22 protein-coding genes are annotated in these 23242 nt (G+C 62.9%); 9 read left to right on the plus strand and 13 right to left on the minus strand.

Features of this window, described 5'->3' with window-relative positions; all coding sequences use genetic code 11:
* Position 1: 1 nt before the first annotated feature.
* A complete protein-coding gene (locus KR49_RS13250; protein WP_071839672.1) occupies positions 2–5152 on the minus strand; it encodes a DUF4347 domain-containing protein in 5151 nt (1716 codons plus the stop codon).
* A gap of 367 nt (positions 5153–5519) precedes the next feature.
* On the opposite strand from KR49_RS13250, the gene KR49_RS05295 reads away from it, so the two are divergent.
* Complete coding sequence (locus tag KR49_RS05295; protein WP_043692527.1) at positions 5520–6932, plus strand: autotransporter outer membrane beta-barrel domain-containing protein; 1413 nt, start codon at positions 5520–5522, stop codon at positions 6930–6932.
* On the opposite strand, the gene pyrF is transcribed toward KR49_RS05295, so the two are convergent.
* Positions 6916–7647 carry an orotidine-5'-phosphate decarboxylase gene (gene pyrF, locus KR49_RS05300; RefSeq protein ID WP_043696867.1) on the minus strand — a complete coding sequence of 244 codons (732 nt, stop codon included), beginning with the start codon at positions 7645–7647 and terminating at the stop codon, positions 6916–6918. The genes KR49_RS05295 and pyrF overlap by 17 nt on opposite strands.
* A gap of 136 nt (positions 7648–7783) precedes the next feature.
* Between pyrF and KR49_RS05305 the strand changes: the two genes are divergently transcribed.
* Positions 7784–8722, plus strand: coding sequence for a helix-turn-helix domain-containing protein (locus KR49_RS05305; protein ID WP_043692530.1), 939 nt, complete (start codon positions 7784–7786; stop codon positions 8720–8722).
* 3 nt (positions 8723–8725) lie between these two features.
* Here the strand turns inward: KR49_RS05305 and tyrS are convergent, their stop codons facing one another.
* Together tyrS and KR49_RS05315 are read right to left on the minus strand one after the other, a co-directional pair.
* Positions 8726–9973: a tyrosine--tRNA ligase gene (gene tyrS, locus KR49_RS05310; protein ID WP_043692532.1), complete on the minus strand. Its 1248-nt coding sequence runs from the start codon at positions 9971–9973 to the stop codon at positions 8726–8728.
* Positions 9974–10039: 66 nt separating this feature from the next.
* A complete protein-coding gene (locus tag KR49_RS05315; RefSeq protein ID WP_043692536.1) occupies positions 10040–10369 on the minus strand; it encodes a DUF1825 family protein in 330 nt (109 codons plus the stop codon).
* A gap of 136 nt (positions 10370–10505) precedes the next feature.
* Between KR49_RS05315 and KR49_RS05320 the strand changes: the two genes are divergently transcribed.
* The 7 genes from KR49_RS05320 to KR49_RS05350 all read left to right on the plus strand — a co-directional run bounded on the left by KR49_RS05320 (position 10506) and on the right by KR49_RS05350 (position 15070).
* Positions 10506–11207, plus strand: a complete 702-nt coding sequence (locus tag KR49_RS05320) for a response regulator transcription factor (protein WP_043696870.1) — start codon at positions 10506–10508, stop codon at positions 11205–11207.
* Positions 11207–11539 carry a hypothetical protein gene (locus tag KR49_RS05325; protein ID WP_052378178.1) on the plus strand — a complete coding sequence of 111 codons (333 nt, stop codon included), beginning with the start codon at positions 11207–11209 and terminating at the stop codon, positions 11537–11539. The genes KR49_RS05320 and KR49_RS05325 overlap by 1 nt, the downstream gene beginning before the upstream one ends.
* Before the next feature lie 54 nt (positions 11540–11593).
* Entirely contained in the window at positions 11594–12142 is a 549-nt protein-coding gene (locus KR49_RS05330; RefSeq protein ID WP_043692539.1) for a hypothetical protein, read from the plus strand.
* The gene (locus KR49_RS05335) at positions 12142–12717 is read left to right on the plus strand and encodes a hypothetical protein (protein WP_043692542.1); all 576 of its coding nucleotides are present in this window, start codon (positions 12142–12144) and stop codon (positions 12715–12717) included. The genes KR49_RS05330 and KR49_RS05335 overlap by 1 nt, the downstream gene beginning before the upstream one ends.
* 4 nt (positions 12718–12721) lie before the next feature.
* Positions 12722–13204 carry a hypothetical protein gene (locus KR49_RS05340; protein WP_052378179.1) on the plus strand — a complete coding sequence of 161 codons (483 nt, stop codon included), beginning with the start codon at positions 12722–12724 and terminating at the stop codon, positions 13202–13204.
* Between the two features lie 147 nt (positions 13205–13351).
* On the plus strand, positions 13352–14827 hold the full coding sequence (locus KR49_RS05345) for a leucyl aminopeptidase (protein WP_043692545.1): 1476 nt from the start codon (positions 13352–13354) through the stop codon (positions 14825–14827).
* Between the two features lie 3 nt (positions 14828–14830).
* Positions 14831–15070: a hypothetical protein gene (locus tag KR49_RS05350; RefSeq protein ID WP_043692549.1), complete on the plus strand. Its 240-nt coding sequence runs from the start codon at positions 14831–14833 to the stop codon at positions 15068–15070.
* A gap of 22 nt (positions 15071–15092) precedes the next feature.
* Here KR49_RS05350 and KR49_RS05355 read toward each other — a convergent pair whose 3' ends face one another.
* The 9 genes from KR49_RS05355 to KR49_RS05395 form a co-directional block, all read right to left on the minus strand.
* The gene (locus KR49_RS05355) at positions 15093–15284 is read right to left on the minus strand and encodes a hypothetical protein (protein ID WP_043696880.1); all 192 of its coding nucleotides are present in this window, start codon (positions 15282–15284) and stop codon (positions 15093–15095) included.
* A gap of 151 nt (positions 15285–15435) precedes the next feature.
* Complete coding sequence (msrA, locus tag KR49_RS05360; RefSeq protein WP_043692551.1) at positions 15436–16074, minus strand: peptide-methionine (S)-S-oxide reductase MsrA; 639 nt, start codon at positions 16072–16074, stop codon at positions 15436–15438.
* The gene (gene lpxB / locus KR49_RS05365; protein ID WP_043692554.1) at positions 16071–17252 is read right to left on the minus strand and encodes a lipid-A-disaccharide synthase; all 1182 of its coding nucleotides are present in this window, start codon (positions 17250–17252) and stop codon (positions 16071–16073) included. The genes msrA and lpxB overlap by 4 nt, the downstream gene beginning before the upstream one ends.
* Positions 17252–18076, minus strand: a complete 825-nt coding sequence (gene lpxA, locus KR49_RS05370; RefSeq protein WP_043692557.1) for an acyl-ACP--UDP-N-acetylglucosamine O-acyltransferase — start codon at positions 18074–18076, stop codon at positions 17252–17254. Before lpxA ends, lpxB begins: the two co-directional genes overlap by 1 nt.
* Positions 18077–18081: 5 nt before the next feature.
* The gene (fabZ, locus tag KR49_RS05375; RefSeq protein WP_043692560.1) at positions 18082–18537 is read right to left on the minus strand and encodes a 3-hydroxyacyl-ACP dehydratase FabZ; all 456 of its coding nucleotides are present in this window, start codon (positions 18535–18537) and stop codon (positions 18082–18084) included.
* On the minus strand, positions 18534–19358 hold the full coding sequence (lpxC, locus tag KR49_RS05380) for a UDP-3-O-acyl-N-acetylglucosamine deacetylase (protein ID WP_043692563.1): 825 nt from the start codon (positions 19356–19358) through the stop codon (positions 18534–18536). The genes fabZ and lpxC overlap by 4 nt, the downstream gene beginning before the upstream one ends.
* Positions 19358–21547: a BamA/TamA family outer membrane protein gene (locus KR49_RS05385; protein ID WP_043692566.1), complete on the minus strand. Its 2190-nt coding sequence runs from the start codon at positions 21545–21547 to the stop codon at positions 19358–19360. The genes lpxC and KR49_RS05385 overlap by 1 nt, the downstream gene beginning before the upstream one ends.
* A 43-nt stretch (positions 21548–21590) precedes the next feature.
* Positions 21591–22343, minus strand: coding sequence for a phosphoribosylaminoimidazolesuccinocarboxamide synthase (gene purC / locus KR49_RS05390; RefSeq protein ID WP_043692569.1), 753 nt, complete (start codon positions 22341–22343; stop codon positions 21591–21593).
* On the minus strand, positions 22340–23209 hold the full coding sequence (locus tag KR49_RS05395; RefSeq protein ID WP_043692571.1) for a hypothetical protein: 870 nt from the start codon (positions 23207–23209) through the stop codon (positions 22340–22342). The genes purC and KR49_RS05395 overlap by 4 nt, the downstream gene beginning before the upstream one ends.
* Positions 23210–23242 lie beyond the last annotated feature (33 nt).

Consider the following 23242-nt stretch of genomic DNA (forward strand, 5'->3'; position numbering starts at 1 on the left):
ATCAACCGAGGAAGTCCGGCAAGCCGAAACTGGTTTCGTAGGCGTACGACCAGTTGCCCTTGCTGGGATCAAACGTCTTGTCGCCGTACAGATCCTCGTAGATCCTCGGGAAATCGACGTTGCGCGAGCCATCGCCCATACCGATGGCTCGCACCTGCAGCTGCTCGTAGGGATCATCCACTCCTTTGGCCAGCTTGTTGAGGGCCTTGTTGAGCTTCTTCTGGGTCTTGCTCCAGACGTCCTTGCCCTTGTTGTCGAGCACGAACACAGGATTGCCCTCGGCGTCGTAGTTGAGTCCAGAGGAGCTGATCTTCGTGCCGCCGAGTGATTTCGGCAGGGGGATCGGCTCGCCAGTCACGTCGTCATCACTCATCTCCCAGTTGCGGTTGTCCCACCAACTGCGCCGCTCCGGCCGGCCATCGGTGGCCATGGCGACGTAGGTGAAATCATCCGCATCCGTGAGGCCTTGCTTGCGCTGCTTCTTGAGCAGTTTCTGCAGACCTTTGAGAGCTCCCAGCATCTCGGTACCAGAGTAGAGATTGGAGCTGAGGGTGTCGTCGCCGCGGAAGAAATCAAAGCGATCCGGATCTGGGAGCTTTCGTTCATCCCAGGTGCTGTTGCCCTCAATGCTGTTGCCGTAGATCTGATCCGGCGTGGTGGTGAGCAGGATGGAATCGGCAATCACCGAACCATCCACGGGATCACCGGGGGTGAAGGTGCGGACGCCGTGATCCACCACATAGCCGAACTTGATCAGGTGCACCGTGAAGGCACTGGCCTCACAGTCGTCGGTGGGGTTGTCGATCAACTCATAGTTCGCAAGCGCAGAAGCCAGATCATTTGTTGAGTTGTTGATGATGTTGGCCGTGGTCTGCGGCCCGAAGTTTTGCTTGTCGGTTTCGCCTTTGAGGCGGAACCCCCAACCGGCCTCCGTGGCAGCACGAACAAAGGAATGGAAGGCCACCCGGTTCTGAGCTTCCAGGCGGTTTTTCACATCCGCTTTCTCGGTGGAGGGATCGGTGCCCAGCATCGAGGTGGACTGATCCATCAACAGATAGAGGCGTCCGCCCGGATTGGGGCACTCATCTTCAGGAGAGGGCGGAGGCAGACAAGCCTCATCGGCAAGGCTGGCACTGCCAGTTGCTGAGGTCAGCTCCTGATCAGCAACGGTGAGCGTGAGCCGTTCATCGCCCGTCAGCGCCTCATCGGCCGTGACCGTGACATCCACCTGGAAGCGCTCCACACCCGCCGCCAACTCGAAGCTGCCCTGCGACTGGCCAGGGGTGAGAACAGTCGCATCACTGCTGTCACGAATGACAGCCGAATTCACGGTGTATCCCTCAAGAGACTTGTTGGAACTGAACGCGTAGTCGAGCGTGGTGGGCTCGCTGTAGCCCGGAGACACCGTCACCACAAAGCTGAAGGTGGCGTCCTTATCGCTGAGGGTGTCTCCATCCTCAACCGCACAGAACCCCTCAACCGACAACTCGGGATTCTCCAGTGGCGGCGGTGGCGGTGGCGGTGGCGGCGGTGGTGGTGGTGGTGGTGGTGGTGGCAAACAATCGTCCTCATCCAACCTCGCAACAACTGTCTTGCTCACCGTGCTCAACCCGTTGTCCTGAATCACCGTCAGCGACACACTCTCTTCTCCCGTTAATTCACCATTACTCTTCTTCCAGCTCGCTCCAAGCTCAATACGCTTCACGTCAGCGGCAACAACAATCGTTCCTTCATATGTATTACTTTCTGCGTCATAGGAAGGCACGCCATCTGGCGTAACCCCGCCCTCAACAACCACACCAGACGCGTCATACGCCACCAGTCCCTTCTGCAAGACATCAAAATCTCCTCCTGCTCCATCTCCCGTCAGCACATAACGCAATCGCCCCGCGCTCGTTAATCCATCATCGCCATCAAACGTGATCGTGAATGCCGCTTCTGCAATCTGATTACCAAAGTCCGTCGCACAGAATCCACTACCTTCAACATCAAAATTCAGCTCCGGCAACGCCTCATCCGGCGGACAATTCTCGTCAATAAACTCACCATCACCATCCGCATCCAACCTCGCAACACCTGTCTTGCTCACCGTGCTCAACCCGTTGTCCTGAATCACCGTCAGCGACACACTCTCTTCTCCCGTTAATTCACCATTACTCTTCTTCCAGCTCGCTCCAAGCTCAATACGCTTCACGTCAGCGGCAACAACAATCGTTCCTTCATATGTATTACTTTCTGCGTCATAGGAAGGCACGCCATCTGGCGTAACCCCGCCCTCAACAACCACACCAGACGCGTCATACGCCACCAGTCCCTTCTGCAAGACATCAAAATCTCCTCCTGCTCCATCTCCCGTCAGCACATAACGCAATCGCCCCGCGCTCGTTAATCCATCATCGCCATCAAACGTGATCGTGAATGCCGCTTCTGCAATCTGATTACCAAAGTCCGTCGCACAGAATCCACTACCTTCAACATCAAAATTCAGCTCCGGCAACGCCTCATCCGGCGGACAATTCTCGTCAATAAACTCACCATCACCATCGTGATCCAACGTCGCCGTCCCGCTCTTTGTCGTCACCTCTCCTGACAATCCCTCCGATCGTGTCAGCGACAGCGTCACCTCTTCTTTGCCAGTCAGGCCACTGTTCGATCGCCAGCTCGCTCCCAGCTCGACTCGCTTCACTCCCTGATTGATCTTGATCTGACCCGAATAACTCGATCCATTCCCCGCCACTGAACCTTCAATCAACTCCACGCCCGGCACCACTGGGGCCCCGTCCGCAGCCTCCGCCTTCAAACCCTGCTGCAACAGATCAAAATCTCCTCCTGGCCCATCTCCAACCAACGTAAAGCTAAATATTTCATCGCTCTCCAATTCCTCCGCAAACTCGATCCCAAATCCAGCCTCCGCAATCTGCGCTCCACTTAAATCTTCCTTCGCGCAGAATCCTTCCCCTGTTATCGAAAATCCAAGATCCTTGGGTGGGCAATTCTCCTTAAAATCTCCATTACCATTTTCATCTAAAACCACCGTCTTCGTATCAGTCGTAATCACTCCGCCCTCTTGTCCATTCCCCTCAGCGAAGGTCAGCGTGACGCTCTCTTGTCCAGTCAGATCTCCACTCTTCTTCTCCCATCTTGCTCCCAACACCACACTCTCAACGCCTTTATCAACCTTCAATTGACCGCTGTAGGTGTTCGTATCCGGGTCATACGTCGGACCTGTAATCAGTTCGACACCGTTAACAGGACCATCTGCGTCAAACGCATATACCCCCCCATCCGGAATTCCAAATTCAACATCACCTGCATCACCAGTCAGCTCATAATCGAACGTCTTATCGCTGCCTAGTGGCCCATCAAACTCAATCGTAAAACCTGCCTTCACGACCTGCGACGTACTTCCAAAATCGGCTTCCTCTTCGCACATCCCTGTTCCGGTTATCGCAAAAAGAGAATTAAAACTAAACCTGAAGAGAGATAAATTATATTTGGTCCAAGGGTTTGTTTCGTCCTTATCGCTATCGTTCTCATTTTTGTTATTGAACGTACCCGACCTTGTTCCGTACCAGAGCCAGGTAGGGTCTGGAGTGGTACCTTTCCAAGGACCCGGACCATAAAGTTTATTATCACTATCAGATCTTACGCTCGATCCTGGTTTTTCCCATCCCGTATCGTCAAAATCAATATCAGTCCAATGCAGTTCAGGATCCGCAGGATCCGTGGGAATGTTGGGAAATTTGTTTTCATTTGCTAAATAATACTGTTTTATTAGATCGTCTTCGTTTTCAGGAAAGAAAGGGTGTTCAAAATCTCCTATATGCTCGCCACTATTATCGTCAAACTTTCTTTCATAGGACTGAAGCCCCGTACAGGCATTTTTAGGGTCTCCATCTTTTGATCGATCACCGATGCAGCTATTGGTCTCCCCGACATCCACTAAGTCCTTATTCTCCGCATTCCAAACCTTCCAACCTTCACCTTTACCTTCACCATCAAGGCCTGATGTACCAAAACTTACTGTATCCGAAAACTTAAAAAGACCATTGATGCCAGCAATTTCTTCGCTGTCCCAGCCAGCAATAGCAATAACATTCTTGCCGGGGCTTAAGACAGCGTTGTCAAGAGGTATAAAAAAGCCATTAATCCAATTCCAAGTATAACCAAGCTGCTCTCCATTTAGATAAACGTGAGACCCGTTGTCAGCCGTAAAATAAATGCCAGGGGTCAAATCCTTAGGGTCTAAACCGTTCCAATTTCCTGTTATTGAATCCGATTTTTCTGCACCAGAAAACGAGCTATCAGAAGCAGCTTGCACATCGGCCTGATCCAACGACCAGGCATTCATGCCACCGGCCACGTTGGTGACCTCAATGCCTTGATCCACCAGAAACTGGCTGGATGCCGCTGACCAACCACCCGATTGGCAGATCACATGCACATCCTTGCCAGCAGCCAAGGCACGCACCTGCTCCAGCGCTTCACCGCTCTCGATCGTTGGCCAGGGGATGCGTACGGCCCCGTCAATCGCATCCGCTGCGGAGGTCTCCAGAGGCCGCACATCCAACAGCAGCAGGTCATCCGGCCGTGAGCTCAGGCGCTGACGCAACAGCTCTGTCGTGATCTCGTCGTAGGCAGCAGTGGCCAAACGGAACGCTGGCGGCCATGCCGATGCATCGCTGACATCCGCCAGAGACCACGCCCCCAACTGCAGCTGCTCATTGCCATCGCCATCACGCCCCAGCCAATCGGCACTGGCCTGCACCTGCGCACCGCTGAGTTCCGCCAGCAACGCCACAAAATCGGCGTCGGCGCCGACATGGCAACTCCACAGGGCAATCGTCTCCACTCCCCAACGCGCCAACTCGGCGGCGTGGGCCTTCAACGCCTCAGCATCAATCCAGGTATCGCCAATCCGAAAAGCCCCCGGCCGGCCGTGGGCGATCAGGTGCAGGGTCCGCACGGGGTTCCCAGCCTCCTGCTGTTCCTGAAGCCCCCGGCTGATCGCTGCCAGGGGATCGTCAGCGGCAGCTCTGATCGCCAGCAGCGGCGGCTTGGCTCCCTGCAGCAGCCCTGCAATCTGCGGGCAATGGCTGTCGCCCACCAGCAGCTGATGCGTTGCCAACACGGCGCGCTGCAGAGCAACCATCACAAGACTTCACTGTGTCTTGCTTTTGATAGCAATAGAGCCATGGCATTTCATCCAATCCCAACAACACCAACCAATTGATTACGGCTTTACATCAACACACAACCCGTTTAGTACAGATCGAGCATCTTCCAGGAAATTAACTTGACAACGACCCAAGAGGCACTAATCGTTTATCAAACATTTGGCTTGGAAAGCCTTGTCTGGACGAGCTTTTCAGCTGTCGATACGACCACTCAACCGCCAACAATGGTCAATTCATTGATCATCAAGCCTTGGGTTATGCAATAGCCAATCACACAATCGGTTCAACCAACGCACCAACCCCGTCAAAGATCCTCAAAATCAGAAAGGTACTTCTCAGTTGATGCGGGTTCCCGATCGTTTACTGCGCTGTCTGTCGCTGCTGCCCACCAGCGGCGCCATCCTGCTGGCGCTCACGGTGACCCAAGCGGAGAGCGCTCTTGCCGAGACCTGCATCACGGATCCCTTCGGGGCGGAGGTGTGTCTGCCGACATCGGATCCTGACGATCCGCCAGCCCCCCCCGTCGATCCCTCAGGGCCGCCACCCGTCATCGTTCCCCCGTGCTTTGGGGCCTGCACACAGTTCCCGCCTCCACCGCCCTACCGCCAGTACGAGGAAACCCCGGAGCCAGAACCCGAGCCCGAGCCTGAGCCCACTCCAGAACCAACTCCAGAACCCACGCCGGAACCCACCCCGGCGCCTGTGGAGCCGATCCGGCCGCTGTGGTTGAAGAGCGATGCCCTCGATCAGGCCACCGCCGAGGCCTATCTCGAGCAAAAGCTGCGCAACGACTACCTCGCCCAGAGTCAGAACCCCACGGTTGATTTCAACGACGCTCCCGTCGTGATCTTCAACGGTGTGCGCTACCTCGAGATCCTCGAACCCAACACCGCCCTGCTCTCCGGCAGCAGCAATGAGCCCGGCTTCAACGTTTGGGTGCGCGGCTTCGGCGGAGAAGACTCCGTTGGCGCCAGCCGCGGGCGTTACGCCGACTTCAGCAACGGTGGTGCCCAACTTGGCTTTGACATCCCCCTCAGCCGCTCCACCCGCATCGGCCTGTTCGGCACCTATGCCGTGATGAATGGCAACGACGGCTCCCGCGGCAGCTGGGATGCCGACGGCTGGGGTGGTGGCGGTTATGCCGAGTACTGGACCGACAATTTCTACCTGCGCGGCATGCTCAGCGCCGGTGGTTTCGACGGTGAACACAGCCGCTCCATCAACGGCGACCGCGCCCGCGGTGACCGCAGCGGCAACTCCTGGACCGGTGTGCTCAGCCTCGGCGCACCGTTTGATTCCGGCGACTGGATCATCGAACCCCAGGCCCAGCTCAGTTACACCAACACCAGCCTCGATCGCTTCAGCGAACACGGCGCTGACCGCGACGAGCGGCTCCAGTTCCACGCCATGGAACTCGACCAGTTCGGGTCCGAACTGACCGTGACATTCACCCATCCCATCCGCGATGGCCAGGCCTCCCTGTTCATGCCATCCCTGCGGCTGGGCTGGGTCGCCGACTGGGGCCGCAGCGGCGACAGCCAGAAGGTGACCTTCCTGGAATCCGGTGACAGTGACCGCATCAGCATCAACGGCGATGCCGATCACGGCGCCCTGATCGAACTCGGCCTCGACTACACCACCTTCAACTTCACCGACACCTCCATGGGCGTCTACGCCCGCAGCGGAGTGGTGCTCTGGGGTGGTGATCGCGGCACCTCCTGGCAGGTGCAGGGCGGACTCAACTTCCGGTTCTGAGTTCAGCGCAGCAGGCGGCAAACGCAGCGCTGGGATCATCCGCCCTGGTGATCGGCCGCCCGATCACCAGCTGGCTCGCCCCAGCAGCCATCGCCTCCGCCGGCCCCATCACCCGGGCCTGGTCGCCCACCGCCGCTCCTTTGGGGCGTATCCCCGGCGTCACCAAGGCAAACGGCACGGGGTGCTGGGCCCGCAGCGCCGCGGCCTCTAGCGGTGAACACACACAGCCGCCGATGCCGGCATTCGCCGATAGCTGCGCCAACGCCGGCACCCGTTCGCCGATGCCCTGAGCAATGGCGAGTTCCCGTTGCAGTCGCTGCTCCTGCCAGCTGGTGAGCACCGTCACCGCCAGCAGAGTGGGGGAGGGTTGACCGGCACGTTGCGCACCTTCCATCGCCGCGGCCTGGGCTGCCTTGAGCGCTTCGCTGCCGGCGCAGGCATGCACGGTGATCAGCTCCGCCCCCAGCGCCGCCGCCCGCCGGCAGGCCCCGGCCATCGTGGCCGGGATGTCGTGAAATTTGAGATCCAGAAACACCCGCAACCCCTGCTCGCGCAACCGGGCCACCACCTCAGGCCCCGCCTGCACGAACAGCTCCAGGCCCACCTTCACCCAGCGCAACCCCTCCACCTGAGCCGCAAAGGCCAGGGCCTGGTCCGGGTCCATGCCATCGAGGGCCACGATGATCCGATCAGCGGGATCGCCAGAGCCCCCCATCAGCGACAACGCAGGTCCATCCACCGCACCTCAGCCCTTGCCTTGATCCTGGCAAAGGGCCGATGACACTTCCATGACACGCATCAATCCATTCCTTAAGGAATGAATAAAGTCCGAGTGTTGAAAGCCGGAGCAGGTGAATCCACAACAACGATTCAGCTTTCGCTCCGCAGGCGAACTGGTCGACATCGTCAAGCGATTCGGCATTCACTGGCAGGTGGCCCAGATCAGCAGGGGGCCTCTGTTGGGCACCGTGTCGCTGCAGCGCCGCAGCGACATCGCCGTGCTGCAGCTCAGCACCAACCAGATCATCACGGTGTTGGGGGCCAGACCCAGTTCCATCACCTGCATCGCCCTCGAACGCACCAACCATCTGAGCGATCACGCCATCCGCGGCGAACCCGTTATCCCGTTCAGCATTCACGGCTTCACGCCCTCGATCACCGAAAGCTTCTTCAAGATCTCGGCAGGGGCCGAGATGACCATCCTGATGATGGGCCTGGAGCGATTCCTCAAACTGATCGCACTGGACTCCGCCAGCCGCCTGCCGGACACGATCAACAGCAACAACTCGCTCACCCTGCTGCCGGAGCAGTTCCAGCGGCTGATGAACCTGCTGGATCCCAACCAGGAGCCGCCGCCCCCGGAACTGCTGGATGCGCTGCTGGTGGAGTGCTTCAGCCGCGATGCTCACTTTCAAAGCCAAGGCGTGACGCTGTCCACCCGTGCTGCCCTGATGCGCGATCTGCTGGCGTGGGGCCTCGAGCATTCCGACACACCGATCAGCCTCGATCAGCTCACCAGCACCCTGTTCGCCTCACGTTCGTCGATCGTTCAGGCCTGTCGTGAAACCTTCGGCGTCGGCCCGACGACCCTGCTCAAGCAGATCCGACTGCACGAGGTGCATCAGACCCTGCGCGATCCGCGCCGCCGCACCCACCTCAACGGCCAAGCCTCCGTTGGCATCATCGCCGGACTGCATGGCTTCAAGAGCCCGAACCACTTCGCCCGCGATTACCGCCTGATGTTCGGAGAGCTCCCCCGCAAGACCCTGCAGCGCGCACGCGCAGCCTGATCCTCAGCCCACCAGGCGACGGAACGTCTTCTTGCCCAGCTGCAGCACCTTGCCCTCCAGGTCCGCTGCGGCGGTGAACTCCTGGTTGGGATCGGTGATCTTCTCTCCCCCCAGCCGCACGGCACCACCCTTGATCTGACGCCGCGCGTCGCTGCTGCTGGCACAGATGCCTACGGCACTGAGCAGGTAGAAGGCCTTGGCCGGGAAATTCACCTCCGCCAGCGACGCCTCCGGCACCTCCGCCGCCGCGTCAGCAGCTCCCCCCACAAGGGTGGCGGCATCGGTCTGGGCTTTCTCGGCCACGGCCAACCCATGGCGGCTGGCGGTGACCGCCAGGGCCATCGCCTTCTGCTTCTCGCGCGGATTCTCCGGCAACGTCGCCAGATCCAGATCCGTCAGCAACGTCACGTAGTCGTTGATCGCCGCATCGCCGACTTTCTCGAGCTTGGAGTACATCGACAGAGGATCCTCCTCCAGACCCACCGTGTTGCCGAGGCTCTTGCTCATCTTCTGCACCCCGTCCAGACCCACCAGGATCGGCAGCAGCAGCCCGAACTGGGTTCCCTTGCCGAAATGGCGCTGCAGATCGCGGCCCATGGCCACGTTGAACTTCTGATCGGTGCCCCCCAGCTCCACATCAGCATTCACAGCCACCGAGTCGTAGCCCTGCAGCAGCGGATAAAGGAATTCATGCAGGGCGATCGGCGTACCGCTGCCGTAACGCTTGGAGAAATCGTCCTTGGCCAGCATCTGCCCCACCGTTCCGGTGCCCAGCAGTCCAATCACCGCCGGCAGATCCATCCCCTCCAGCCATTCGCTGTTGTATCGCACCTCAAGGCGTCCGGGGGTCTCGAAATCGAGCAGCGCCGTTTCCTTGGGCTGGTCCTGCCCCAGCTGACGCAGATAGGTGGAGGCGTTGGCGGCCACATCCGCCTTGCTCAGCTGCACCCGGGTGTTGCTCTTACCGGTGGGATCGCCGATGCGGGCGGTGAAGTCACCGATGATCAGCACCGCCGTATGGCCTGCGTCCTGAAACGCCCGCAGTTTGCGGAACAGAATGCTGTGCCCCAGATGGATGTTGCTGCCGGTGGGGTCGATGCCCAGCTTCACCCGCAGCGGCCGACCCTCGCGCTCGGCTGCGGCGAGCCTGGCCTCCAGGGCCTGGTCGGCATCCTTGGGATCCCCCGCCGGGAACAGATCGGCCATGCCGCGCGCCAGCCAGCTCGGCAGGGACGGGGTGGACTCCGGCATGGGGCGCTGAGGGCGTGCGCTGGCGATCGTACGGGTGCTGCGCCGCTGGCCTCAGCTGGGGCTATTTCAGCTGGAGGGCGGCAATTCGATCTGAGCCTTCATCCGCTCCAGCGTGGTGTGCATCTGCTCGAACATCTGCTCGGGGGTGATGCCGAACTGGCTCAGCTGCGTGCGCAGCTGCTCCACGGTGAGCTTCGCCTGGAAATCCTCCGACAACTCAAAGCGCTTCATGAACACCCGGTAGCGCTCCATCAACTCCTCCATGGTGTCGATGAACTTCTTCTTGCCCTCGCGATCGAACTTGCCGTAATCACTGCCCAGCTGCATCAGCTGCTGGTAATCGCCGAACAGCCGCTTGGCCTCGTCCTGGACGATGTCGGAATCGAAGAAAGCCATCCCCGCAGATTTCATTCTTTAGAGGAGAATTCTGCAGACTTCCGGCAGTCCGTGGCAGTTCGGTTTCACTCCATGGGCAGGTTGCAGAAAGTGCGGATCGCCCCACGTTGTGAATCTCACCGGCCAGCTGCCGCTCATGCGTGAGCACCTTCACCGCAGTCGCCCTGTCCTGCGTCGACGGCGCACGGTGATCGCCAGCGCTGATCGGGTGCTGATCGCCGGTCTGGTGCATCTGTTTGATGACATCGGCCCGCTGGTGGGGGCCACCACCAGCGAACAGGACGCCCTCGCCTGCCTCGACAGCAGCCAGGCCGATCTGCTGATCTGCAGCGATCTGCTCGAGAGCGGCAGCGGGCCATCGCTGGTCGCAGCCGCCAAGACCCTCCAGCCGGAGCTGCACTGCCTGATGCTGATTCAACGCCCGTTGCTCAGCACGATCGAGGCGGCGATCGCCGCGGGCTGCAACGGACTCTGCAGCCGCGAACTGGTGGGCAACGGCCATCTGCTGCGCAGTGTGCAGGCGATGGAAAGCGACGGCATGGTGATCGATCCCACCATCAGCGGCGTGCTGCGCCACAGCCGCCTCAGCCGCGGCACCCCAAGCCCCCTCTCCGATCAGCTGAGTGTGCGCGAAGAGGATGTGCTGCGCGGTCTCTGCCGCGGCCTCACCAACCAGGAGATCGCCGAGCAGCTGCACCTCGCGATCGACACGGTGAAGCATGTGGTGAGTGCGGTGCTGCGCAAGCTCGACGCCCGCGATCGCACCCAGGCGGTGCTGATCGCCTTCCGCAATGATCTGGTGGACCTGCCCACCCCGATGCCCCGCTGGAGCTCCTGATGCGCTGCACAGCTTTTCGGTTCACAGCCATCGGTCTGCTGACCGCCCTGGCCATCGCCGGGCTGGCGGGCGCTTCCGTCAGGGCCCAGCAGCCGGATGCCACCACCATCTCCGTCGCCGTCGCCCAGGGCAATGCCCACTGCCTGATCAAGACCGGCACGATGAAACCGGAGAAAGCCCAGTCCATCGCCGATGGGTTCCTGGCTCAGCAACAGATCAGTCCTCAGGCCAGTGACGCGGTCAAGAACACCGCTGGCTTCAGCGATCTGATGAACGCCTACATCGCCGACCAGGGCGGATGCTCGGCGCTGGTGGAGGCTCTGCAGCGGTGACGACCGCATGGGCGCTGGTTAAGGTCGGCGCACGTCTCGAGTCCGAACGGCCCGATGCCCCGCAGCCACTGGTTGGATCCACTGGCGAGGAAGGTGCTGCAGGCCACCGGTCAGTTGCCCGCCAAGCCGCCTGCGGCCCCGCCTCCTGCTCCGGCCTGGACCATGGATGTGAACCGGGCCAGCCGCGAGGAGTGGCGTCAGCTGCCTGGCTGCCCTGAGGACACCGCCGATCTCCTGGTGCGTCTGCAGCGGGGCGGCGTTCAGTTCAGCGCCGCAGCCGATCTGTTTCAGCTGCTCGAACTTCCCGATGAGCTGCGCAGGCTCTGGGAGCCCCACCTGATCTTCCGCTGGCATGGCGACGCTCCGCCCCAGCCCGCAGCCGCCCCACTGGATCTGAACAACGCATCAACCGAGGAACTTCACAGCCTCCACTGGCCCGAGCAACGTCTGCAGGGCCTGCTGCGGGAGCGCCGCCGCGCCGGTTTCCGCGATCTGGCCGATCTGCAGGAGCGCCTCTGCCTTCCCGCCAGCGCTGTGGAAGCCCTGATCGGACGGGTTTGCTTCACGGCGCGCCGATCCGGCCCCTCCCTGCCCCTCAACTGATGCAGGGGGATCTGTTTGCCACCACCGCCCTCGGCGGTTCTGGCCCCGATCCGGATCTGCCTCTTCAGCAGGATCAACTGCTGCGCTGGCAGCAGCAGTTGCACGCCCATCAGGCCCCCCTGTTCCGTGGGGAGCCGGCAGCGGCCGGGCAGGTGAGCCTGTTCCCGGACGCCCCCGCAGACAACGCCGCCGCCTTCGATCCGCTGGCCCTCACACCGCTGCCGCTGAGTTTCTGGCGCTGGCCGGTCAGCCCCCATCAGGGGGCTGCGATCTATCTGGTGCTCGACCGTCCCGCCAACCTTGAGCAGCCGCTCCTGCTTTACGTGGGCGAAACGATGGCCGCCGATCGCCGCTGGAAGGGGGAGCACGACTGCAAGGCCTACCTGGCCGCCTACGGCGAAGCTCTCCAGCGCTGTTCGCTCAGCCCCTGCCTCAGCATCCGATTCAGCAGCGATGTGCCCCGCAGCACCCGGGCCCGTCGCGCCCTCGAGCAGCAACTGATCCAGCGCTGGCTTCCCCCGTTCAACAAGGAGACCCGCCAGCGCTGGAGCACCCCCTTCACCGCAGAGGTCTGAACGAATGCGCCGCTGTGATCGCCTGATGCGGGCCCTGATCCCGCTCACGGGCCTGCTGCTGCTGCCGTTTCACGCGATCGCCCATGCCGCGACGATCGACGCGCTGCTGCAGACCCTGCAACGGCACGGCTTCCGCATCGAACAGCGCCATCCCCCGAACCGGACGGCCTACGGGCAGTTCATCGCCGCACGCAAACTGCTGCTGATCTCACCGCTGGCGACTGAACTCGGCGTCGCCCGGGCGGTGCTGCTTCATGAAGCTGTTCATGCCGCCCAGAGCTGTCCCAGCGGCCAGCTGCGACCCCTCGGGCTGACCCTCTCGGCAGCACCGGCCGTGGAAAGCAGAATTCGCTACCTGCTGACGCATCACTACGCCCAGAGTCAGGTGGTGCTCGAGGAAGAGGCCTTTCAGGTGCAGGCCCAGCCCAATGCCGTGGCGTTGATCATCGACGCTCTCAATCGCCGCTGTCAGGGTCCCGGGGGGTAGAGGATCACCCACACCAGCGGCGTCACCCCGATCAGCGCCGCAAGGGCGAGCAAGGCCACATTGGCGATCACATCAGCAGCCCACCTGTTGAAACGGTACCGGCATAAAGGGGATCGCTACGATCAATCTTTGTGCAGCGGGCGATTGATGCGGCTCTCCCTCTCTTCCTCCGGCCTGAAGAACTGGGACGGAGATGTGCTTGTGGTGGGTCTGCTGAAGGAGGAGTCGGAACCGCATCGCGCCGAACTGAGTGAACGCTTTCCAGGGCTGGAAGCGGTGCTGGAGCAGCAGGCGTTCCAGGCCAAGCCCTCCGATCAGGTGGTGCTGCATCCCCTGCAGGAAAGCGGCCCGAGCCGACTGATCGTGCTCGGACTGGGAGAAGCCGCCGCCCTCAGCCTCGATGGTCTGCGAGCAGCGGCAGCCCGGGCGGCCAAGGCCTCCATCGGCTGCAGCGGCAGCCTCGGCCTGCTGCTGCCCTGGGGGGATCTGGAGGCGGAAGCGGTCGCGCAGGCCACCGCCGAAGCTGTGCTGCTCGCCAGCTACAAGGATCAGCGCTTTCGCAAGGACCCGGAACCACGCCGTGTGCCGGAAGCCCTCGAATTGCTCGGTCTGCCGGAGCAAGCCGCCTCGGGGCTGACACCGGTGGCGGCCAACTGCGCCGGGGTGGATCTGGCCCGTCAGCTGGTGGCTGCCCCCCCGAATGTGGTCACCCCGGCCGCCCTGGCGGACACCGCAGCGGAACTGGCCCGTGACTACGGGCTCGAACTCACCGTGCTGGAGCGGGCCGACTGCGAAGCCCGCGGCATGGGTGCCTTCCTGGCGGTGAGTCAGGGCTCCGATCTGCCCCCCAAATTCCTGCATCTGATCTACCGGCCCGCCGGTGAGGTGAAACGCCGGCTGGCCCTGGTGGGCAAGGGGCTCACCTTCGATTCCGGTGGGTACAACCTCAAAGTGGGGGCGGCCCAGATCGACATGATGAAGTTCGACATGGGTGGCAGCGCCGCCGTGCTGGGCGCGATGCGCAGCATCGCTGAACGCAAGCCCGAGGGCGTGGAGGTGCACATGATCGTGGCCTCCTGCGAAAACATGGTGAACGGCTCGGCGGTGCATCCGGGCGACATCGTCACCGCGGCTGACGGCACCACGATCGAGATCAACAACACCGATGCCGAGGGGCGCCTCACCCTGGCCGATGCCCTGCTCTACGCCTGCGAGCAGCAGCCCGATGCCGTGGTGGACCTGGCCACCCTCACCGGCGCCTGCGTGATCGCCTTGGGCGATGAGATGGCGGGCCTGTGGAGCAACGACGATGATCTGGCGACAGCGCTTGACACCGCTGCCGGCACGGCTGGGGAAGGCCTCTGGCGCATGCCGCTGCGCAAGTCCTACAAGGACGGGCTCAAATCGCTGCTGGCCGACACCAAGAACACCGGTCCCCGTCCGGGAGGGTCGATCACCGCTGCCCTGTTCCTGCAGGAATTCGTGGCCAGCGGCACCGCCTGGGCCCACATCGACATCGCTGGTCCGGTGTGGAGTGACAAGGGCCGTGGACTCGATCCGGCCGGCGCCACCGGCTATGGGGTGCGCACGTTGGTCAACTGGGTCTGTCAGCAAGCCGCCTGATCGATGAGCAGCTCCCCCACCCGCTGGTACCTCAAGGCCCAGATCGGCGTGCTGCTGCTCCCTGTCGGCCTCTGCCTGTTCGGGGAGGCGGTCAGCCGCCGGGTCGTTCAGCTGCTGGGGCAGGACGGTGGCCCCTGGTTCTGGACGGGCACCCTCAGCCTGATCTGCATCAACGCCGGCATCGGCCTGATGATCGACAGCGGCATGAGTCGGGGTTTTCCAGGCCGGCAGCGCTCCTCCTGATCGGACGTCAGCGCCCTACCGCTCAGGATGCGATGGCATGGAAGCGGGAGGCTTTGCCGGCCCGCTCGGGGGTCTCCAGCGCGTGAATCTGCCAACGGGCACGCTCGGAACATGTCTGAAGCACGCGCTCGAGATCGTCGGACGCGTGCTTCGGTGACGGGTAGGGACCGATATGGCGAGTCCCCAAACCATCCTTAATGGTCAGCAGATACATACATCTTCCCCCCATCTCGATACAGATGGTACGCATGCCGGATGATGACACAACCCCCCCAGAACCCTTCTGTTCACTGAGAACTTCCTGAAACGACCGCCGCCGGTCTCTTAATCTTTTTCTCAGGTTGATGATCGGCTTCTTAAGGATTTCATTCGGAATTCCGTTGCGATCGCCACGGAACTCCACTCCGGGCCGCGCTGTTCCACACCGCATCCAGGCGACGGTCCCGGCCGCAGCTGAGGCGATAGAAGTTGTACTTCAACGCATTGTTTTCGGCGTAGTTCTGGTGGTAGCCCTCCCCAGGCCAGAAGCGGGCTGCGTCACGCAGCTCCACCTTCAGGGCCGATCGGGGCTGCCCCAGTTCCCGCGCTGCGGCCTGGGCACTGGCTTCGGCCTCCTGAGCCTGTGCCGCATCGGCGGTGAAAATCACCGGCCGGTAGGAATCGCCGCGATCGCAGAACTGACCGCCCCCGTCCAGCGGATCCACGTTGCGCCAGTAACTGCGCAGCAAGGTGCTGTAGCTGATCCTGGCCGGATCAAAACGCACCTCTACCACCTCCTGATGGCCTGTGGTTTCGCTGCTCACCTGGCGGTAGGTCGGTTGGTCCACGTGGCCACCGCTGTAACCGCTGGTGGCCTCCACCACCCCCGGCAGATGCTCAAGATCGTGCTCCAGGCACCAGAAGCAGCCACCGGCCAGCACCGCGGTCTCGATCTCCGCCGCCACAGCTGCCGACGGCGCGATCGCCAGCAGCAGCACAAGAACCAACGCCAGCATCCGTTTCATTCGCTCACCTGATCCAGGATCGCCCGCGCCGCCCGGTCCGTGACGCCCGGCTGGCCCAGCGTGGTGCGCAGCCGTTGATAGCCATCCAGCATCCGCTGGCGCTCAGCCCCGCCCTCCAGCAGGGGCAGCGCCTGGGCCACCAGGGCTTCGGCACTGAGTTCGTCCTGAAGCAGCTCCGGCACCAGCCGCTCCTTCAGCAGCAGATTCACCGGGGAGATGTGGTCCACCTGGAAGCGCAGCAGGTGCCGGGCCACGAACGCCGTCATGCGGCTGACGCGGTAACCCACCACCTGAGGAACCCCCATCAGGGCCAGTTCCAGATTCACCGTTCCGGATTTGCCCAGAGCCAGATCCGCTGCCGCTCCGAGGGTCGTCTTCAGAGCGTCCGCCTCCTTAGCCGCGATCACCCGACCGCGGCGCACTCCCGCCTGCTCCAGGGCCTCGGCCAAGGGCTGCTCGAAGCGGTCCAGTCCTGCCGGCACCAACACCTGAAGCGAGGGATCACGCTGTTGCAGCAGCGCCGCCGCCCGGGCCAGGTGCGGCATCAGATAGCGCAGTTCCTGGGGCCGGGAGGCGGGCAGCAGCAGCAGAACCGACCCCTTCGGATCCAGCCCGAGCCGCTGGCGGGCCTCGAAGCGACTTGGCAGGTTGGTGACACTGTCCAGCAGCGGATGGCCCACCCAGGTGACCTCGGCGCCGCGGGCCGCATAGAACTCCGCCTCCGCCGGAAAGATCGAGAGGATGCGATCGGTGAAACCCAGCAGCTCGGTGGTGCTGCCGTCACCGAAGCGCCAGGCCCACTCCTGCGGGGCGATGTAATAAATGATGGGCAGGTCAGGATGCTGATGCCGCAGCTTGCGACCCAGGCGCACGTTGGCGCCCACGTAGTCGATCAGCACCACAGCATCGAGCGGGCGATCCTGCAGCAAGCGGTCCACCCGGGCCTGCAGCTGCAGGGTCGGCAGGATCAGGGGCACGGCCTCCCACAGCCCGATCGCACCCATCGGCGCCGTGTCCGCCAGCAGCTCCGCTCCGGCGGCCTGCATCCGCGATCCCCCCAGGGCCAGCAGCTCCAGGGGCAGGCCCCGCCGCTCGGCCTCCCGCTTCAGCGCAGCGATGAGCAGGCTGCCCTGCAGATCACCGGAAACCTCTCCGGTGCTGATCAGCAGTCGCACCATCAGCGCGTTGTCAGGGCGGGCATCGGTCCCCGACGACCTCGACCGATCGACGCTTCCAGGAAGCTGCAGAGATGCTCCGCGGCAGGCAACAGGGTGTGGGTCCGGGCCTGCTTCAGCCCCTCGGCGATCACCAGGTCCGATCGGTAGATCAGGGTCCAGATCTCCTGCAGCTGCCGGAATTCCTGACCGTCGTGAAGATCAGCCAGTCCTCTGCGGCGCAGACCCACCTTGTTGAGCCCCCGCACCCTGCCGGGGTGCCCCTCCACCAGGCAGTACGGCGGCACATCGCGATCAACCCGGGTCATGCCACCCACCATCGCCATCCCGCCGATGTGCACGAACTGATGGATGCCGAGGCAGCCGCCGATCACCGCCCGGTCTTCGATGATCACGTGCCCGGCCACCTGGATGGCGTTGGACATCACGATGCTGTTGCCCAGCTCGCAGTTGTGCCCGAGATGGCAGTAGGCCATCAGCAGGTTGCGATCACCAATGCGGGTGCATTCCCCTTCATCGGTGGCGCGGTTGATCGTGACGCACTCGCGGATCGTGTTGCCGTCTCCGATCACCACCTCGGTGGGGGCACCGCGATACTTGAGGTCCTGCGGCTCCTGGCCGAGGCAGGCCCCGGGGAAGATGCGGTTGTCGCGGCCGAGGGTCAGCCGACCCTCCAGCACCACATTCGGACCGATCCAGCAGTTCGCGCCGATCTGCACGTCCGGTCCCACCACCGCACCGGGTCCGATCACCACGCCACTGGCCAGCTCCGCCTTGGGATCGACCACTGCCTGGGGATGAATCTGCACCGACCGGGTTTCGTTCATCTCTCTCAGTCCACCAGGGAGAACATCAGCTCACCGGCGCAGACCCGTTCACCCTCCACCGTCGCCTCGGCCTTCACCTTGCCGAAGCGCTTGCGTTTGAGGCTGAGAAGTTCGCAGTGAATCAACAGCTGATCGCCAGGCACCACAGGGCGGCGGAAGCGTACCCCGTCAATGCCGGCGAACACGAACAGGCCCTTGGGCAGATCGGGCATCTGGGTGACGATCAACCCACCCACCTGAGCCATCGCCTCAACGATCAGCACCCCCGGCATCAGGGGCCGCTCTGGGAAATGCCCCTGAAACTGCGGCTCATTGAGCGTCACGTTCTTGATCGCCGTCGCTGAAACACCCGGTTCATGGGCGATCACCCGATCCACCAGTGCAAAGGGGTAACGGTGCGGCAGCAGCCCGGCGATCTGCTCACTGCTGAGCACGACGGCGGAGGTGGGGGAATCAGTCACAGGGCAGCGGCGAGCTCGGTATGGAGCCCGTGAGAGCCCCGGTAGACCAGCACCTGTGCCTGTGGGAAGCCCACCAGGGCCAGATCGCCGATCAGGTCCAAGAGCTTATGGCGCACCGGTTCATCCTCGAACCGCAGCGGTGGATTCAGCCAGTGATCGCCATCGCAGACGAGGGCATTGTCGAGGGCCCCACCCTGAATCAGGCCAGCAGCCCGCAGCTGCTCCACCTGGTCTCGGAAGCCGAAGGTGCGGGCCGGGGCGATCTCCTCCACGAAGCGTTGCGGCGTCAGCTCGATCGCCAGTTGCTGCCGGCCGATGGCGGGTTGAGGAAAGTCGATCATGCCCACGAGGCTGAACCGCTCCGCCGGCGTGGCCGTGATCACGCTGCTGCCGCGATGGCGCACAAGAGGGGCGTCGAGAGTCGGGGCAGCCGGGCGTGGGGTGGCCGCGGGTTGCAGGCCGGCTTCGGCGATCGCCTCCACCCAGTTCAGAGCTGAACCATCCAGCAGCGGCACCTCCTCGCCGTTCACGCGGATCTCCACATGGCTGAGGCCGCAGCCGGCCAGGGCCGCCAGCAGGTGCTCAACCGTGGCCACACGCCGCTCGCCGAGCACCAGGGTGGTGCACAGCGGACTGTCGAGCACCTGATCCGGACGCAGACGGATCGGCTCATCGCCGTCCACACTCAGATGGAATCCAGGCCGTTCACTGGGACGCAGCTCCACGACGCTGTCTCCGCCGCTGTGCAGACCGATGCCTGAACGACCGGTCTCAGCAGCGAGGGTCCAGGCTCCCGTGTAGTCCTGCGGCCAGTTGGTCACTAGAACTTCCAGCCGACTCCGAGATTGAAACGCCAGTCGCCGGTGAAGTCCTTGCTGGCCACCTCCATCCGCAGGGGGCCCACCGGTGTCTTGACGATCACGCCCGTGCCCACCGAAACACCCGAACCGTCCTTGCCCAGCAGCAGTCCGGGCTTGCCGGGAACGCTGCTCTGGGTGTCGAAGTCGGTGCCGGCGTCCACGAACACCTCACCCTGGAAGATGCTGATGATCGGGAAGCGGTACTCGAGGGTGACTTCCCCGAAGGCTTTGGAGACGGCCAGATCACAGTCGTACCAACCACGGATCGAGTTCGATCCGCCCATGCAGAAGGCTTCGTAGGCGGGCGCTTCACCAAGGATCTTGCCCCCCTTCACCTGGAAACCGATCGCCTGCGGGCAGTCGGCCTGCTCACCGGGCTTGGGACGGCAACCCTTGTGCAGCTTCAGCCAGTTCACCGGGAAGAAGCGGGTGTAGCTGCCCCGAAGCCGGTTGAAGGTGGGGGAGTCTTCATTGACACCGATGAACTGTTCGGTGCTGAGGGTGAAGAAGCTGCCCTCGGTTGGATTGCGGGCGTCGTTGAGGTTGTTGTAGGTGGTAGCCAGGCGCAGGCCCACCAGATCATTGGAATCAGCGCAGTTGAAACCAACGCAGATGATGTCCTTGTTCTTGACCTTTCCGTTCTTGAAGTTGCTGGTCGAAACGCCGTAAGGGCGGGACTCTCCGGCGAAATTGATCGGCCGCACATTGGCGATGGACAGTCCGGCCAGGGCACGCCATGGGGTCGACTTGAAGGGATCTCCACCGTTCAGCGGACGGCTGAAGGAGAAGCTGCCGCCGATCCGCCGCAGGGCGACCGCATCACCTTCGTAATCGAACCAGCTGCGGTCGGGGAACTCCTTCTCAGCCTTGTTGACCGAGTTGAACGTGTCGTCCGCCGGATTGTTGTCCTGGTTGATGTTGTACGCGTACTTGTTTCCGTTATCGGCGTAACCGTCAACGGTGCGGATGTTGCCGCTGTCCTCGCTCTGGAACACCTGGGGCACCTGCTGACTGATGAACAGTGAGCCGCGGAAGGAGGTGCGGTGGCTGTCGCCGTAGATCCAGGGGTCGGTGAAGTTGACGTTGGCCAGTGCCCCGTACTGGCCGTAGGTGACATTCAGGCCCAGATTCCAGGCTCGGCCCAGCAGGTTGGTGTCCTGCAGCTGCACCTGACCGAACACGCCCTGGCTCTGGCTGTAGCCGAGACCGCCGGAGACCTGGCCGGTGGACTGCTCGACAATGCCGAGCACGATGACGACGTCGCCGGGCTGCTCTGGCACAGGACGCAGAGACACCTTGATGTCACTGAACAGCTGGGTGCCGTAGAGGCGCTTGATGTCCTTCTCCAGCAGGTTGCGGTTGAAGGGGTCTCCCGGCTTGATCGAGATCTCCCGCGTGACCACCCAGTCCTTGGTCTTGCCGCCGATCGGGTTGCCGTTCTCGTCGGTGGTTTCGCCTTCCTTGTTGACGAACTCCACCTCGATGCCGGCCACCTCACCCTGGGTGAGCTTCAGGGTCACTTCGCCTTCGGGACTCACCCGCTCCGGACCGGAGATACGGGCCAGGGAGTAGCCCTGATCGGAGAACCATTTCTGGAGCTCCTTCATCCGCTTCTGCAGATCGTTGAGGTTCAGCGTGCGGCCGTAATCGGCCCCGAAGGTGTCCTCGATCTGCGACTCCGGCAGGCCCTCGAAGTCGGGCGACAGCACCACGCTGCTGAGGGTGGGGAAGGGCTCCACCTGCACGACCACCCGAACACCCAGAGGGCTGTTCTCCGGGGTGATTCGAACATCGGAGAACCAGCCCGTCGCCTGCACCGCATTCAGGTCGCGCTGCAGTTCAGCGCGGGTGACGCGACGTCCGGGACGCACCTGCATCGCCTCGTAGGCCTCCACCTGCAGGCGTTCTTCCTCCGGATGCTCGCTGAGGCCGACGATCAGCACCTCGGAGATCAGCACCCGTGGCTCCTCGATCACCGTCGTCTCTTCAACCTCCACGGAGGTGACGGGATCCTCGGCGACAGGCACGGACTCCTCTACCGGAGTCTCCTGGGCCTGCAGAGGGGCCGACAGCAGCGGCAGCAACAGGGCCAATCCCACCACACCCTTCCGGACGGAAACCGAGGAGTGGCGGGGGAGGCGTCGGATCATCGAGGCGGGTTCCGGGCTGGAGCCACAAAAACGTCCGCCGAACTTACATGCAGTTGCGGGGGTCGGCGCAGGAGGCTTGGACCCGTTTGAGGACCTCCCCGTAGGCCTCCATCACACCGCCGAGGTCCTGTCGGAATCGATCCTTGTCGAGGATGCGGTCCTGGGCATCGCTGCTGCGTCGGTCCCAGAGCCGGCAGGTGTCAGGGCTGATCTCATCCGCCAGCAGCAGCTGACCCGCAGCGTTGAAGCCCAGCTCCAGCTTGAAGTCCACCAGCTGCAGATCCAAATCGGCGAAAAACGGCTGGAGCACATCGTTCACACGGCGCGCGAGTTGTTCGATCGCTGACAGTTGCTCGGGTTCAACCACCCCCAGCAGTCGCACCCGGGCTTCGCTGAGCAACGGATCCCCGAGGCCATCGTCCTTGTAGTAGAGGTCGAGCAGGGCTGGATCGATCACCGTGCCCTCGGCGATCGGGGTCTCACGGCAGAGGGAGCCGGTGGCGATGTTGCGCAGCACCACCTCCAGCGGAATGATCGCGACCCGCTGCACCACCATCCAGGTCTCTGAGGCCAGACCCAGGTAATGGGTGGGGATGCCTTCGGCTTCCAGTCGCTCGAACAGCCGGGCTGAAATCTGACAGTTCAGTCGGCCCTTGTCCGCAAGCTGGGCCCGCTTCTGAGCATTGAAGGCGGTGGCATCGTTCTTGAACTCCACCAGCACCCGGTCCGGCTGGGAGGCCGCATACACCCGCTTCGCCTTGCCCTCATAGAGCAGATCTCCGTGATCAGGGGTCATGGCGCGGGGGCATCGCTGGTGTCTCCTACCGCAGCATGACCACCGCTCTGGCGGCGCCAATAGCCCTCGTGGTCATCCAACCGTGCCGTCAGCTGTTCCAGCCGCTGACGGGGACGGGCTCCATCCCCACCACCCGCCAGCTGCAGCCTCAGTTGCAACTGCAGCAGCTCCACCGCCAGGCTCCAGGCCTCCTCCGTGGCGGCCAGTTCGATCGCCTGCTCCAGCAGCTGGTCGGCCTGGCTGGCCTCCTCATCCAGCGACTCCGTTTCCGCCAGCAACTCCGCTGCGCGGGCCAGCCGCCGTGCTCCGGCCACACCTGTGCTGCTGCCGCTGAGCAGCACATCCACCGCCGCCTGCGGACGTCCGGACGCCGCTTCATGCTCAGCCAGTTGCACCAGGCCATTGCCGCCGGGAAGCGTCTCGCGTTCCAGAGCAGCCAGGTCTCCCTTCACCAGCCGCCGCAGTGCCAGCGCCGCCTGGCGGTGATCCAGCGCGGCCGAGGCCGCCTGCCAGCGCAGCAGCAGCCAGGGTCGCCATTCGTCTCCCTGGCCAGGGCTGTAGCGGTTGAGCACCACCCCGGCGCTCTGCGGCGAACGGCAGGTCATCAGGGCACCGGCATTGGCCAGCACCAACTCCAGCGTCTCGGGCGTGGGATGCAGCCCGAGCAGTCGGTCGCGCAGCTGCTGCAGCCGTTGGTCGAGGCCGAAATCCAGGGCATCACGACAGGCCTGCTCCAGAGCGATCAGATCCCCCTCCAGCAGCAGCTGTTGAAACTCCGGCTCCGCCATCGGAGCGGCAGGCGCCGCCGGAACAGCAGGCACGGCCGCCATCAGCGTCAGAACCAGCGGCAGAGCGGGCATCCCCATGGCGGGCTGCGGTTTACAAAGGAAACCTACGAG

Source organism: Synechococcus sp. KORDI-49 (genome assembly GCF_000737575.1).
In the GTDB taxonomy this organism is placed as follows: Bacteria; Cyanobacteriota; Cyanobacteriia; order PCC-6307; family Cyanobiaceae; genus Parasynechococcus.

What these genes read in the sequence shown, in the direction of transcription:
- KR49_RS05315 (WP_043692536.1), bottom strand. Translation starts at nt 10,369, where the DNA reads ATGGCTTTCTTCGATTCCGACATCGTCCAGGACGAGGCCAAGCGGCTG.
- KR49_RS05320 (WP_043696870.1), top strand. Translation starts at nt 10,506, where the DNA reads ATGCGTGAGCACCTTCACCGCAGTCGCCCTGTCCTGCGTCGACGGCGC.
- KR49_RS13250 (WP_071839672.1), bottom strand. Translation starts at nt 5,152, where the DNA reads ATGGTTGCTCTGCAGCGCGCCGTGTTGGCAACGCATCAGCTGCTGGTG.
- KR49_RS05325 (WP_052378178.1), top strand. Translation starts at nt 11,207, where the DNA reads ATGCGCTGCACAGCTTTTCGGTTCACAGCCATCGGTCTGCTGACCGCC.
- KR49_RS05395 (WP_043692571.1), bottom strand. Translation starts at nt 23,209, where the DNA reads ATGGGGATGCCCGCTCTGCCGCTGGTTCTGACGCTGATGGCGGCCGTG.
- lpxA (WP_043692557.1), bottom strand. Translation starts at nt 18,076, where the DNA reads ATGAACGAAACCCGGTCGGTGCAGATTCATCCCCAGGCAGTGGTCGAT.
- KR49_RS05330 (WP_043692539.1), top strand. Translation starts at nt 11,594, where the DNA reads ATGCCCCGCAGCCACTGGTTGGATCCACTGGCGAGGAAGGTGCTGCAG.
- KR49_RS05335 (WP_043692542.1), top strand. Translation starts at nt 12,142, where the DNA reads ATGCAGGGGGATCTGTTTGCCACCACCGCCCTCGGCGGTTCTGGCCCC.
- pyrF (WP_043696867.1), bottom strand. Translation starts at nt 7,647, where the DNA reads ATGGGGGGCTCTGGCGATCCCGCTGATCGGATCATCGTGGCCCTCGAT.
- msrA (WP_043692551.1), bottom strand. Translation starts at nt 16,074, where the DNA reads ATGAAACGGATGCTGGCGTTGGTTCTTGTGCTGCTGCTGGCGATCGCG.
- KR49_RS05345 (WP_043692545.1), top strand. Translation starts at nt 13,352, where the DNA reads ATGCGGCTCTCCCTCTCTTCCTCCGGCCTGAAGAACTGGGACGGAGAT.
- KR49_RS05355 (WP_043696880.1), bottom strand. Translation starts at nt 15,284, where the DNA reads ATGTATCTGCTGACCATTAAGGATGGTTTGGGGACTCGCCATATCGGT.
- lpxB (WP_043692554.1), bottom strand. Translation starts at nt 17,252, where the DNA reads ATGGTGCGACTGCTGATCAGCACCGGAGAGGTTTCCGGTGATCTGCAG.
- purC (WP_043692569.1), bottom strand. Translation starts at nt 22,343, where the DNA reads ATGACCCCTGATCACGGAGATCTGCTCTATGAGGGCAAGGCGAAGCGG.
- KR49_RS05295 (WP_043692527.1), top strand. Translation starts at nt 5,520, where the DNA reads ATGCGGGTTCCCGATCGTTTACTGCGCTGTCTGTCGCTGCTGCCCACC.
- KR49_RS05340 (WP_052378179.1), top strand. Translation starts at nt 12,722, where the DNA reads ATGCGCCGCTGTGATCGCCTGATGCGGGCCCTGATCCCGCTCACGGGC.
- tyrS (WP_043692532.1), bottom strand. Translation starts at nt 9,973, where the DNA reads ATGCCGGAGTCCACCCCGTCCCTGCCGAGCTGGCTGGCGCGCGGCATG.
- KR49_RS05385 (WP_043692566.1), bottom strand. Translation starts at nt 21,547, where the DNA reads ATGATCCGACGCCTCCCCCGCCACTCCTCGGTTTCCGTCCGGAAGGGT.
- KR49_RS05350 (WP_043692549.1), top strand. Translation starts at nt 14,831, where the DNA reads ATGAGCAGCTCCCCCACCCGCTGGTACCTCAAGGCCCAGATCGGCGTG.